A 13,876-nucleotide genomic window follows, 5' to 3' on the forward strand; every position below is an offset into this window, starting at 1 on the left:
CAATTTTCTAAATATAGAAATTATAATGCTACCAAATGACTAAATTATTGAACCTCCCTTCAATTAAATATAACGCTGCACCAAAATAAATCCGGTATTAACGTTGTGCAAAAAATAATAGTACTATATTTAATAAGCAAATTAATGCTTATCCAGGCTATTTTTATATTGCCCAAAATTTCATTTCTATTTTTTGTAATATAGTAAATATTTAATTAACTCTTATTGTTCTATTGTCATTACATTTGGCAGTATAAAAATACAGTACCGAAATAATTTCAATGATTTTTAATAGTTGTTTTATCTGTACAGCTCGACGGTAAATTGGTTTCTGTCTCCCCTATACCTTGCTATGGAATACTCCGAGGGAATATCATCTTCGGTATAAGCTGTTGTTTTAACCAGACACAGAGCCTGATTTTTCTTGATATGCAGAAGCCTTGCAACCTGATCATCGGCATTAACAGCTTCTATTTTTCTGACAACCTTGAATATTTTTATATTATACTTTTCTTCGAGAATGGAATATAGTGAATTATTGACAAAGTCTTCTTCAATGATTCCCCTGCAATATTTGTACGGCAGGTAAGTTTCCAGATATACAACCGGCTCCTCATCTGCGTATCTGACCCTTCGCAGATACACCAGTTCATCCTCAACTGCAATATTCAGTTTCTCACATATGCCGGCTATACCCTTTATAACCTTGAGATCCAGAATCTGTGTTGTAGGTGTCAGGCCCTTTTGCAGCATTTCATTGTTAAAACTCTGAAGGTGCTGAAAAAATCTCTCATCTATCTTTGGTCTGGAAACGAAGGTACCTTTGCCTTTCAGCCTTTGCAGGTAACCCTCCGACACCAATTCGCTTAAAGCCTGCCTGATGGTCGGCCTGCTGATATTCAAATGCTCACAGAACTCAGCCTCGGTAGGTATACTGTCTCCCACTTTCAGTCTCTTATTGTTTATTTCGTCAATAAGCAGCTTCTTTAATTGATAGTACAGAGGTACCGGTATATTTTTATCTAATTTGTATGACCCACTTTTCAAATCCATTACTGAATCCCTTGCTTTCTGTTTATTTTATTGCCTCAATGCGTTTCAATGAGGCCAATGTGCCATGACCACCAAAGGTGGCCTTTGACGATATCCTGGATATCCGCTGCCTCATTATATAACTTTGTTACATGTTCAATATATAATAATGTAATAACATTATATACTAAAGTATTTACTATTTCTATAACTACCTTATATAATTTTGCAAAAAAGGGGTTTTCAAGCATTAATCAGCCTATGTCCCATACCGGTAACTTTTCAAATATCGGCTCAAGGGCTTTATAAGTGTCATTGAATATTTCAAACAGACGGGAATATATACCGGAGTACTCGGTTCTTGGCAGTATGGTACTCTTTGCCTTATTCAGTTTGTTTATAACCTTGAAATCGCTGAAGGCACCTATTCCTATGCCTCCGCATACAGCAGCTCCCATTGAGGTGGCTTCCTCCATATATTCAGGTATCACCACAGGCTTCTGCCATATGTCTGCCAATATCTGGAGCCAGACTTTGCCTTTGGCTCCTCCTCCGATAACTGTAACTTCATTTACCTCAGCATAGTTATTTAATATATCAAGAATAACCTTTAAATTATAACCCACACCCTCCAGTACCGAGCGCAGGATATCTTCCTTTGAGCTTGTCATGGTCAGCCCTACAAAAGCACCTTTTGCATCAGGATTCCAACGGGGGCTGCGCTCTCCCAGCAAATAGGGCAAAAACAGCAGAGAGTTGGCGCCGGGGGGTGAATTGAGGACTTTATTGTCTATTATACTATACGGGTTTACACCTTTTTGCCCTGCATCCATTACTTCCATGTCACAAAGTGTATTCTTGAGCCAATTGTACGAATAACCTGCGCTCTGCATGGTTCCGCAGGGAGAATACAGCTTGGGGTCAAGATGCACCCAGTTGAAGGTTCTCATTTTGTCATCATAGATCGGTTTGTCCGTAGCAAGAGCGATCCAGGAGGATGAACCTACCACATTATATGCTTTTCCTTCTTCAACAACACCTGCTCCAACAGCGGCACAGCTTCCGTCCCCACCTCCGATAACCACCGGGATTCCGGCTGTGAGTTCTATCTCGGAAGCCGCCTTTGGTGAAACCACGCCGGCAATATCGGTAGACGGATGTGCATCGGGAAGAATTCCCCTCTCAATTCCAAGGGCATTTATTATCTCCTCCGACCAGTCCTTTGTGTTTATATCAAACAGGTTCATGCCCGATGCATCGCTATAGTCGGTGATCATATTGCCTGTGAGCTTGAATATGATATAATCCTTGGCATGCAATACCTTATAAGCTCTGCCGTACAATCCGGGCAGATTGTCCTTGATCCACAGCATTTTCGCAGCCGAGTAGGAGGCACTGATCCTGTGGCCGGTTATTTTATATGTCTCATGCATATCCAGAACCGAATGCATAAATTTCTCCTGTTTTACAGCACGTGTATCGGCCCATATGATGGAATTTCTCAATGGCTCCCCTTCCCTGTCCACCAGCAGGCAGCCCATCATTTGTGCGCTGAAGGTGATGCAGGCGATGTCATTTTTGTTTATTCCGGCCTTTTCAATCAGCTGCCTGGTTGAAATGCAAACCGCCTTCCACCAGTCCTCCGGATCCTGTTCAACACAGCCGGGTCCGGGATAAAAGGTGTCGTATACATACACTACGCTTGACTGCAGTTTACCTTCAAAGTCATACAATGTAGCTTTATTTCCGCTTGTTCCAAGATCATGAGCCAATATATAGTTTCCCATTAATCACTGCACCTCTTATACGTAAATATTGTGCCGCCTTACCATGCATAAGCCGTTGGTGTCACTCCGCCTGGTCCCGGGAATATTTCATCCAGCCTCTTTAAAACCGTCTCATCCAGTACAATATCAACTGATCTCAGGGATTGTTCAAATTGTTCAAGCGTTCTGGGCCCTGTTACCGGACCTGTTACGGCAGGATTAGCCATTAGCCAGGCCAGGGCTACATTGTCCTCACGTTCTCCTAATTCCCTGCAAAGTGCACTGTATTCCTCCAATTGCTTTCTTTGTTTCTCAATTCTGTCCTGGTGCTGTCTGCTGCGCTTTCCTGACGCATTCAGAGCATTGCTGCCAAGCAAACCGCTGTCAAGCGGGCTCCAGGGGATTATCCCAATGCCGTGAGCTTTTGCAGACGGCAGCACTTCCAGTTCGGGGAGCCTGCAGTTCAGATTGTACTTGTGCTGTTCACACACAAGCCCCATGAAATGCCTGGCTTTTGCCTCTGCCTGTGCCACTGCAATGTCCCAGCCGGCAAAGTTGCTGGAACCCACATAACAGATCCTGCCCTGCTCCACCAGCACTTCAAATGCCTGCCACAGCTCATCCCAGGTAACATTTCTGTCTATGTGGTGCATATAGTACAGTTCTACATAATCTGTCTGCAGTCTTTTTAAAGATCCCTCAAGATGTCTCTTTATCTTATATGCCGACAGTCCTGCCGCCGAGTTCGGTCCGTCATTGGGATCGCAGATATCCTCATGCACCTTTGTGGCCAGGACTACGCGTTCTCTTCTGCTGCCTCCCTGTGCAAACCAGCGTCCGATTATGCTTTCGGTAGTTCCCGCATTTTTACCCCAGCCGTAAATATTTGCCGTGTCAAAGAAGTTTATGCCTGCATCTAGGGCAGCATCCATTATTTTAAAGGCTTCCTTTTCATCGGTATCAACACCAAAATTCATGGTCCCCAGGCAAAGTCTGCTTACCTTTAAGCCTGTACGCCCTAAAGCTGTATATTTCAAGAAAATCACTCCTTAAGAAATTAAATATCCAATTCAGCCAGGGTGGCTGGAAGTTCATGTTTTGTATTTATCTTGTCAGGACCTGTAACCAGATCAAAGCAGGAAATAATCAGTTTTCCATTCCATATGATTGGTTCTCCCGGCTGATCAAGTTCACCGTTAAAACCGTCCGAGTCAGGGCTTTGTGCTATTCTTTCCACCCTTCCGTCAGGATAGATCTTGCCTACAGCATTAGCCGAAAAATCTGCTATATAAAGGTTTCCATCGTCATCCATGATCATTCCGTCGGTTGTCTGCAATTGTGACGGATCCTGAGCCCAGATTTTGTTTTCCCTTACCGAACCGTCTCCGTTGAATTTGATTCTGTAAACCGCTCCGTCTCCGAAATTTCCTATCAGCAAATCGCCGTTCCTGTCAAACTCAATGCCGTCAACGCCGTACTGGCAGTCTTTATTATAGGTCAGAAATGTTGTTAATATATTTTTATCTTCAAGAGTATTGGTGATCTGAATATTTTCATCCTCCAGATGGAATCTGTATACACAGCTTACCAGCAGGCCGGAAGGATCCTTAACCTTTGACAGCATACTTTGTGTAACGTATATATGCTTTCCTCTTATCCTCATTCCGTTGGGATGTTCCATCCCATCAGCCACAACGGTGGTTTTCACGACTTTGCCGTTTTCAATTTTCAGCCTCAGTATCCTGCCTTTGAACTGCAGTTTTTCTGCTCCTGACCAGCCCTGATTATCACAGATATAGAGGTCCCCGTCAGGTCCGAATTCAATTCCCATCGGACAGGCAAGTCCTGTATCCTCACGGGTTGGAACATCAACCCACTTTGTAATGTTTTTATTTTTATCTATTTTTAAAATACAGCCGGGCATGCTTGGATCGGCATAATTGGGGCAGGCAAGTATGAGGCTGCCGTCCTTATCAATTGACATTCCGTCCGGAGTGCATACATATTCGGGCAGTAAAGCAAATAGTTTTGAAGTCTTCATTTAAAAATCCGCCTTTCGCTAATTGTTAATTAAATTAAAATTTAATAACTATCTTTTTCTTTGCTTTCCTGTTCTCCACCATTTCGAAGGCATCCAGAATTCTATCGAATTCTATGACATCTGAAATAAAGTCATCAGGATTTAACACACCCATCTGTATCCAATTGACTATCTGTCTGTGAGCTTCGGCTTCCTCAAACTTCGAGGGCCATTGTACAAATTGAAGAGTCCAGTTGTATGGTGCCTTGCTCCAGTCCAGTTCCATTCCCAGCTTGGGTGATATGCCATAACAGCAGATTTTGCCGTTATATTTTATAAGTTCCATTGACTGGTTGATGAGCTGGTTAATACCGACTGCATCCACAACAAAATCCGCACCCTCGGGAAGTATCCTGTGAACCTCCTCCGAAACATTGACCTTTGTACTGTTAAATACATAGTCGGCACCCATCTTTTTGGCTTCGGTCAATTTTTCATCTATAACATCAAACAAAACGATAGGACCGATGCCCAAAAGTTTTGCAAATCTGGTAAAGCACAAACCTACCGGTCCCGCTCCGAATATTACAAGTGTCTTGTTGGCTTCCATCCCAAAACGTTTGATTGCGCTTAATACCTCCCGGAAGGTCACTATCATGGAGGCACTGACAGGATTTATTTCCTTCGGAACTATCTGCTGTGCATAATAGCCTTCAGAGAATTCCGGCGTACCAGGACCTTTTCCATCCTCTGCCATGGCCTTCCAGTCACCTATAACCGCATATTCGGAGAAAGCACCCCAGCCGGAATAGTATTGATCGGTTTTTCCTTCAAGAAATGGCAGCAGGACTATATCACCTTTTTTAAAGTATTTTACTTTGCTTCCCAGTTCAACGACTTCACCCACACCCTCATGTCCCAGTACGGCAGGATATGTATCAAATCCCTTGAAGGTGCCGTGGATCAATTTAGTATCCGTACCGTTGCAAACACCGCAGCTCAGCACTCTGACCAACATTTGATATTCGTTGTAACCAGGTTTCGAAACCTCTGCTACAGATAATTGTCCCTTATCATCTACAACCAAACTTTTCATTTTTGCCCTCCCGATTAAAAAAATGATTCTATAGTGATTAAATTACAGTTATTTAGTATACCTCTATTTAGAATTGACATTCGGTTGAATTAAGAAATAATCAAGCTAAGTAATTTTGACATAAAGTATTTTTGTTATAATGTAATTACATTATAACCTGAAACTTTTCTTAAAGCAAGACTTTTTTTATAACAGAAAAAAGTGATGTGGGCATAAATTGAGGGGATGCGTTTTACATTCGTTGGTGGTTCTGGTATTATGGGTTCTAAAGTAACTGGTTAAGCTGCTCCTTACGGATTAGGAACAGGAACTGTTTATGCAACATTAACTGGTACTGCCGATGCTTTGTTGGGTACAGACTTTGTTGTACTACCTGGTGTTACAGCGTCCCAGTATTTTACTAACAACTAAAAAAGAAAAGAAGATTCTCTTTTATCATGGGAATCTTCTTCCTTTCTTTACCAAGATATTTAGGAATGGGATGAAAAATGAGAGATCACAAAAAATTGAATATTTTTATATTTAGCTTAATTACATTTTTTATATTTTCTGGTTGTTCAACTCAAGATAAGTATAAGGCCGTATATTTTATTTCAAAAGACTCATCGATAATAAGTATTGATGACATAAATAAAAATAGTGTTCTTAAAAGTATATTCATTTGAAGAATTAAGGGTACAAGTAGATTCATTTGATTACAAAACCGGTATTCTATTAGATAAAAATATATTACAAGATAGTGGTAATATAGATAATCTTAATAAATGGCTAAAGAAAAAAATAAATTTTCCTATAGTCGTAATTGGATATGGCAATCCTACTTATACGTATTTTAAAAAACTACTTACTTATAACTGATGAAAAATATATTCCAAGACTTGATAAGGAGAGATATGAGTTATATAAAAAAGAAAATGGATTTAGCTTGGCATATATTTGTACAGATGGTAGAGTATATGGAAAGGGTTATAAAGATGAATGTAGCTTAGATAACATTTTAAGGGTATTAAATAATTATCTGAGTGGGGAAGATAATGTGAGAAAAATGGTAGAAGGTGGAGAATAATTATGAGTAATTTTAGTTTGGCTGATGCGTTTTCAATTAATTTAAACTTTATTATTTATATAAGAAACCTTTATTTAAATTATAATAGTGAATATGAAACATCTAATATTTATCCATGGATTCCAATAAATAAAGATGCCTTGCTTAATATGAGCGATTTTGATATTAAATCTAAGGAAATTTGGAATACAATAATTAACGATTTCTCTTTTATTTCTAGTGATTTAATCGTTATAGATCTGGAATATTGGGTTAATAAAAAGTTTCCCTTTAGTGACTTATTTAATTCATCTACTTGCTCAATTGAACAGTATCAAAATATAAAAAAAGCATTTGAGGCCTGGTATTGGGGAAGTGGTAATATTGTAACTCGTTTCTTTTCAAAAGATATTGTAATAAATTACTATGATAAATTAATTAATATGGCTGAATCTGAAAGTTTAAAATTGAAAGATACTCGAATTTATTTACAAGTTGTCTACGATAAACCTTCCGAGTCCTGGGAGATTAAAAATAATAATATGATAGTAATCTCTCTTAATGATAGATTACCAAAAGAAGAAGAAATTTTTAAAATTTATTATCCGTAAATTTCTCTCTAAAAAATATCTTTTGAGAGAATATAATAATTTTGATAGTTTGTAAATAAGAAAATATCTTCTGCTTGGCAAGAATTTAAACAAATGCTTAGGATGAGATTTTTTATTAGTACAATTCCTAAGAATGTAATTCGAGAAATAATCAAGGAGAATGATTTCAAAAATCCTGGAGTGATTTATGCATACCTAAGGGATGGTTTTGATAATGTATGGGGGACGGCTTGAGTCATATCTTTAGAGGAAGCTCCACTAACCCCAATGGGTGTCCTCATTGCCGGACGGGCTAGACCCCACAAAGGGTAAATTTTACCTAGATATTTCCAGATAAATCCTTAAATCTCGCATATTATTAAAGATAACTGGAAATATTTAAATAAAATCACTTTTAACTTAACTTGCCCAAGAAGGACATAAAAAATTTCAAACCAGCAAAATTATTTATGTGAGCAAATTTATTCCTCATCCTTCTTGTGTGTTATAAAATATTTCTCCATTCTGCTGTCGTCGGGATGCATCAGCAGTTCCCGCCCGCCGTCCACGGCCAGCTGGTAGGCGATAACCTGGGGTACGGCCGACAATTCCAGGCAGCCGAACTCTCCGCCGCGCAGTTCAATTTCGAGGTCGTTTTTATCCATAACCGAGCTGCCTGCCACAAGCCCGTTGTTCCACACTTCCTTCATATAGGCGGCCAGCGACAGTGCCTTTTTGTCCTCCCTGCCTCCGTCGTTCAATACAATAACACAATGGCGGATGTCATAGCCGTAATTCGGCCCGTGCATGCCTTCCTCAAGTTCATAGCCCATTGAAGTTATCTGGGGGATTTCCCACACTTTTACCGCACCCTCCAGGGCCACACCGTATAATGCTCCCGCCCCCGTAAATATTATGCACTGGGATCTCATCATCTGGCGCTTGCTTTTCTTAAGCCATTCAAGAGTATTTTCAGTAACTGCCCGATGGCTTTCAGGCACCAAAGCCGCCTGGGCCAGATATTCACTGTACTGCGAAGCTGATATTGCACCTCTGCGCAGACCTATTTCCAGCGCCAGGATCATATGTGTGAAAACCGAAGAACTGTAGCCGATTGTACGCATCAGATACTCCTCATGCCCGCAGCCCATATTAATATGCGATGAAGCCTCCCTGGCAAGCGGAGTTTCCCCCGATTCCGTTATGCTCAGACTTAAAAAGCCCATATCCTGAACCAGCTTTTGCGCTTTTCTTGTCACAATGGAGGTACCTGTCTGTGAGGTAAATATGTAAAGGGCTTTTGGGTTGTAGTAACCGGTATTGTAACAAAAATCTGCGGGATAGCAGACCTTGGTGCCAATACCTGTAACCTTCTCTACAAAAATTTTTGAAGTAATAGCCGAGGTGTTGGAGGTACCGGAACCAATAAATATTATTTCATTTATCTCATTTATTTTATCGGATAAATATTCAAAGAAGGAATGTGTGTTCTCCTCCCTGTTTTTAAGTATCCCCTCCAAGAGAGCAGGGATTCTCCTGATACAGTCTAAAAGCGTTACCATATGATATTCTTCCTTTTCTAAATAATTGTTGATATAATCTTAAACTTCGTCATCTGCTCTTGCCGAGAATGAGTCAGAAACTGTTTGAATGAACTCGATTTCTTCATTGTCAAAGCCTATTACATAAGCAAACCACAGTTTCCACGGTTCAGGCCTTGCCTGAATCACATCCGAATAAGTGGGAGGGACCTTTGATCTGCCGCCGGCAGCAAGAGCACGCTCATATGCTTTTTCTATATCTTCGGTCCGAAGGGCCAAATGAGTGAATTTTCCCACGGGCGGAAGCTCAGGTTCACCGTCATTTCCGATCTCTATACAAGTGCCGTTTCCCATATCCAGAATGCAGGCCTTTCCGCTGTCCCCCCATTCCCATTCAAGGACGGTTTTGAAACCTAGACCTTCCTTATAGAACCTTACCGTCTTTTCATAATTGCAGGAACGCATGCCAATATGATGCACTCCCTGCTCTATTACCCTGTTTGCCATACCATACTCCTCCTTTATTCTAATATATGACCGGCTATCATCCCGTCTTTAACTGCGGTCCATTGAAACCGGGATCCACTGCCCCGGAATGAAAAGAGCCTGTCTTCCCGCCTGCTGCATGGCCATTATTTCCAGGGTATCCTCTCTGGAAACCGGCACCTTTTTATCTGTATAAAATTTGCAGAGTATATGCATAAAGCCCGTGTAATAATCGGTAACTGCAATTTCTTCACAGATATTACCTTTTGAAGTCATCATTGTAAAAGGAATATTCGGTCCCTGCGAGAAACTTGCGCGACGGCCGTCGTTATATTCGTAAACAATTTTCGAAATATTTTCGATCCTTTCGGCCTGGCATCTCACCGCCCCTGTTCCCATAACCTGTTCCAGCATCTCAAACTGGTGTATGGAATAATTCACCATGTCGCCCGGACCGGTCGTGGAACAATACTCCGCCTTTCCCCCGTATAAGCGCACAAAATTGCGCAGTTCAATGCAATAGCGCTGGGCGGAGCATGTAAACATTGGAGTATTGTACTGCTCGGCACGGTTGAACATTCTCACCGCCGCTTCCAGGGTGGGCGCAAAGGTCTTGTCGCAATAGACCGGCTTTCCGCACGCCAGTGCCTTCTGAGCCAGTCGCTCATGCGGAAGGCAGTCGTCGGCGCACATAACCATGACGGCGTCAACCCTCTCAAGCAGCTCCTCCTCACTTCCGGCAGGCCGGACATTTTTAAGACGGCACCAGCTTTCTGTGGACAACCCTCCATTTGGAGCATCAACCTCTGCCCACACGTCGGTCACATCCATATCAAAACCAAATACCTGTGCCGTCAGCCGCAAATAATCGGGATAATGGTTTGTATGCCAATTGTCGAGCCACCGGTCTATCATTCCGATACGTATCATAGTACATCCTCCTCATATACCCTCTTTTCTTTTTACATCACCTGTAATTGCCCATTCACAGCTTCTCAAAAGCAGCGTTTTAAATTGTGGCGGCTCAAAAGCAATGGTTGAGTTCTCCAACAGACCGTGCCCTGTATAGTACATCCATTTATGGCCCAAAATGAAATCCACTGTTCTTCCCTTTCCATAATTCCCTACTGTCAGCACCGGCTCATTTTTCCCGGTGCCCCTGGCGCTCCATCTCGACTCCAGTTCAGGGTCGGAATAGGCGGTGGCCAGCACTTCCATATCCACATTCCAGACATTTGAGAGCCCGCAGAACAGTTCATCCTTGGTTCTGAAGCCTGTAACCCCCTGGGTGATGGGGTGGGATATATCCGTCATTTTCACATCGCAGTAGTTGAAATCACCATGAGTTGCTTCATCACGCCAAAGCAAGCCTATCATCTTCTCCATTTCCGGCCAGTCTCTGAAGCACGGGTGCAGGCCGTGAAAGAACAGTATCGGCGTACCTCCGGCAACCGCCTTTTCCAAATTATTCCGGACTTCAGGGTCTTTCCAATAGTAATCCGCACATAGGAAAAAGAAAAGATCGGCTTTAGCCAGGCCTTCAATATCCTTCATATAATTTTCAATGGTGTCGGAAGCTTCCGGACACTGGCCCACTACGGTAACCTGATATATGCCCGTGCTCTCCAGCCAGCGGACAAGCAAAGATGAGATGTAATTCACATCATGTCCCATAGGGCTTACAAACATAGTAATTTGATAGGAATGTTTCATCATGCTCCCTCTTTTCTCATTTTTTATTCATAACCCCGATGCGGTCATAGCCAGTGCTGTGGCACCGGCCAGTCCGGCTCTCTTAGGCTCAAAATCCGATAATACTATACCATTTTTGAGACCTCTGACAGCTGCGGGGTTTAAAATTTTATTTATCTTTCCCATGAGCCAACCGTCGCTGACAATACCGCCGCCTAGAATCAACATGTCAGGATCTGTCACACGGACAACATTCATAATCACACAGGCCAGGGTGTCAACCGCCTGCCTGGTAAGCTCCAGGCAGAGAGGATCACCTGCATCGGCCAGTCTGAATATTTCCTCCACATCAATACCGCTTCCCTCCGGCGGCACGCACAGGGAAGTTTTATAAAAGGGTGCCAGTCTTTGTGCATTCTGTGCAAAGCCAACTCCTGAAACCACATTTTCAGCACAGCCCTGTCTGCCGCAAATGCAAATATGTTTACTTCCTATATCTGTAACCATATGTCCGATTTCTCCGGAATTATTGTTGGCTCCCCGGAGTATCCTGCCATCAATTACAAACCCGGCTGCCAGACCTGTTCCTACATTTAAATAAATAAAATTTTTTGATTTTTTACCATGTCCGAAGATCAGCTCGGCCATTGTCGTACACCGTACATCATTATCTATTGCGGCCGGAACACCCAATTTGTCCTCTAGCATGGCTGCCAGCGGAACCGGAGGATCAGTAACAACATGGTTGATGGAGAGCCATAATCCCTTATTATGATCCACCACCCCAACAATACCCACCCCGGCACCTGAAAGTTTTCCTTCAAACCCAACCGTTTTTTTATAATCCACCAGACTTTCAAATAAAATACTGACTGCCTGTTCCTGACTTCTGGCCCCTGTTTCGTAGCGTTTACTCCGCAAAAGTCTTCCGTCCCTGTCATGTTCTCCTATTAAAAGCTTGGTTCCCCCAAAATCCAAGCCGAGATATGTTTTCATTGTTTAAGTCACCAACTTCCGTAGTTTTTTAAGAGATATGCCCTCATACCGCAGGAATCTTTTCTCCAAAACGAAAACCATAATGAAGCCCTCATAATTTCAAAAGCAATCTTTTTGATAATATCATTGCCGGCCCGTGCAGCCTGGTATAAAAGCGATTTCATAGTTCATTTCAAGACTTGCAAGGTTTTTAAAGAAAAAATCTGCACGGGATGCTGTAAATAAGTGCAAAAATTCGATTGAAATATGAGAATTATTAATTTATGAAAAGGTTTTCTATTTTTAATGTTATCATCTGAATATCGTCCTGTCAATATAAAACCCTTATAAATCACCTCTGTAATTGTGCACAAAGTACTGTTTTTTTACTTTTTATTTCCATCTATTACAATTTACTGCATTAAATCGCCAGCCCAACCTATAGTTTTTAATGATTTCGCTCCTGTCAAAAGCAAAAAGAAATGGTTTTCTGTTGATTAAACCTCTGTATTATGCTATACTTTATGAAACGAATTTTTTGAAGGGGTATCCCATGAATGAACGTGTAAATATTCAAAAGATCGCACAGGAGAGCGGTGTTTCCATCACTACTGTCTCACGTGTTTTAAATGGAACAGGGCCTGTTTCCCCCAAAACACGGAAGAGAGTTGAAATGGCCATAGAAAAATACAACTACTCACCCAATGCTCTTGCACGCGGTTTAATCAGCCGCCAAAGCATGATGCTCGGTATAATTGTACCCGATATATCAAATCCATACTTTTCGGCAATGTTCAATCAAGTGGAACGTGCGGCATTAAATGCAGGCTATTCCGTCATTCTTTGCAACACATTTTTCAGTTCCCAGTCCCTCCAGGAAAAGCAGCACAAAACTGAAGAGGAATACTTTCAAATGATGATTGCCAAACAGGTGGACGGGGTATTGATCATAGGCGGGCAGGTGGACTTATGTACCGTCAGCGAGGAATACAAGGAAGGTCTCCGGAGATTAAGCCAGATTATACCTGTTGTTGTCATGGGCAAGCCCTTGCCGGATACCGGCTGCCTTTTCATAGAGCGTGAAACCGGAAGCGGCGTTGTAACTGCACTTAATTATCTCTATACCTTAGGACACAGGCATATTGCCTTCGCCGGAGGAGAACCGGGGGTTGTAATAACGGAAACACGTTTGAATGCATATAAGACGGCTCTCGAAGCTCTTAATCTGCCTTATGACGAATCACTTGTTGCCCTGACCAATTACTACACACCCGACGGATACACCGCCGCCGAAATGCTTTTAGGCCGCAAAAAGCGCTTTACAGCCGTCATTGCCATAAATGACAGCGTGGCCATCGGTTTCCACCGAGCTCTTACGGATCAGGGTTTGTCAGTGCCTGAAGATGTTGCGCTCATAAGCTGTGACCAATTTTTTATGGCAAACTATCTGACACCGCGGTTGACCAGTATAGATCAGCATAGCGAAATGTTCGGCAGAATGGTGATTCAAGTACTGCTCAGTGCCATAAAGGGTATTGGCGAACCGGTTAAAATGAACATTACACCTGAGCTTATTGTAAGGGAAAGCTGCGGTACCCGTCTTGGTTATAGAAACCTGGATTAATACAGTTAA

13 protein-coding genes are annotated in these 13,876 nt (G+C 42.1%); 3 read left to right on the forward strand and 10 right to left on the reverse strand.

The features are described 5' to 3' along the window. Window positions 1-300: 300 nt before the first annotated feature. The 5 genes from CTER_RS09200 to CTER_RS09225 form a co-directional block, all read right to left on the reverse strand. A complete protein-coding gene (locus tag CTER_RS09200) occupies window positions 301-1,053 on the reverse strand; it encodes a GntR family transcriptional regulator (RefSeq protein ID WP_004625168.1) in 753 nt (250 codons plus the stop codon). Between the two features lie 233 nt (window positions 1,054-1,286). After that, window positions 1,287-2,819 (reverse strand): xylulokinase, encoded by a 1,533-nt coding sequence (gene xylB / locus CTER_RS09210; protein WP_004625150.1) that lies wholly within the window; start codon window positions 2,817-2,819, stop codon window positions 1,287-1,289. A gap of 38 nt (window positions 2,820-2,857) precedes the next feature. Next, window positions 2,858-3,835, reverse strand: a complete 978-nt coding sequence (locus CTER_RS09215) for an aldo/keto reductase (protein ID WP_004625172.1) — start codon at window positions 3,833-3,835, stop codon at window positions 2,858-2,860. A 20-nt stretch (window positions 3,836-3,855) separates the two neighbouring features. After that, on the reverse strand, window positions 3,856-4,839 hold the full coding sequence (locus tag CTER_RS09220; RefSeq protein ID WP_004625101.1) for an SMP-30/gluconolactonase/LRE family protein: 984 nt from the start codon (window positions 4,837-4,839) through the stop codon (window positions 3,856-3,858). A gap of 34 nt (window positions 4,840-4,873) precedes the next feature. Next, a complete protein-coding gene (locus tag CTER_RS09225; protein ID WP_004625137.1) occupies window positions 4,874-5,914 on the reverse strand; it encodes a zinc-dependent alcohol dehydrogenase in 1,041 nt (346 codons plus the stop codon). Window positions 5,915-6,722: 808 nt separating this feature from the next. Between CTER_RS09225 and CTER_RS28110 the strand changes: the two genes are divergently transcribed. Then, entirely contained in the window at window positions 6,723-6,980 is a 258-nt protein-coding gene (locus CTER_RS28110; RefSeq protein ID WP_004625100.1) for a hypothetical protein, read from the forward strand. Between the two features lie 2 nt (window positions 6,981-6,982). Next, window positions 6,983-7,570 carry a hypothetical protein gene (locus CTER_RS09230; protein ID WP_004625200.1) on the forward strand — a complete coding sequence of 196 codons (588 nt, stop codon included), beginning with the start codon at window positions 6,983-6,985 and terminating at the stop codon, window positions 7,568-7,570. Between the two features lie 461 nt (window positions 7,571-8,031). Here CTER_RS09230 and CTER_RS09235 read toward each other — a convergent pair whose 3' ends face one another. From CTER_RS09235 to CTER_RS09255, 5 genes are read right to left on the reverse strand one after another with little or no spacing between them, the layout of a single operon-like run. Continuing rightward, window positions 8,032-9,111: an SIS domain-containing protein gene (locus tag CTER_RS09235; protein WP_004625198.1), complete on the reverse strand. Its 1,080-nt coding sequence runs from the start codon at window positions 9,109-9,111 to the stop codon at window positions 8,032-8,034. Window positions 9,112-9,150: 39 nt separating this feature from the next. After that, on the reverse strand, window positions 9,151-9,597 hold the full coding sequence (locus tag CTER_RS26890) for a VOC family protein (RefSeq protein WP_004625197.1): 447 nt from the start codon (window positions 9,595-9,597) through the stop codon (window positions 9,151-9,153). 48 nt (window positions 9,598-9,645) lie between these two features. Further along, entirely contained in the window at window positions 9,646-10,506 is an 861-nt protein-coding gene (locus tag CTER_RS09245; RefSeq protein WP_004625126.1) for a Gfo/Idh/MocA family protein, read from the reverse strand. Window positions 10,507-10,518: 12 nt separating this feature from the next. After that, a complete protein-coding gene (locus CTER_RS09250; protein ID WP_083908958.1) occupies window positions 10,519-11,292 on the reverse strand; it encodes a ThuA domain-containing protein in 774 nt (257 codons plus the stop codon). A 24-nt stretch (window positions 11,293-11,316) separates the two neighbouring features. Then, window positions 11,317-12,264: an ROK family protein gene (locus tag CTER_RS09255; protein WP_004625136.1), complete on the reverse strand. Its 948-nt coding sequence runs from the start codon at window positions 12,262-12,264 to the stop codon at window positions 11,317-11,319. A gap of 532 nt (window positions 12,265-12,796) precedes the next feature. On the opposite strand from CTER_RS09255, the gene CTER_RS09260 reads away from it, so the two are divergent. Beyond that, entirely contained in the window at window positions 12,797-13,867 is a 1,071-nt protein-coding gene (locus CTER_RS09260; RefSeq protein ID WP_004625149.1) for a LacI family DNA-binding transcriptional regulator, read from the forward strand. Window positions 13,868-13,876 lie beyond the last annotated feature (9 nt).

Source organism: Ruminiclostridium cellobioparum subsp. termitidis CT1112, assembly GCF_000350485.1.
Lineage (GTDB): Bacteria > Bacillota > Clostridia > Acetivibrionales > DSM-1351 > Ruminiclostridium > Ruminiclostridium termitidis.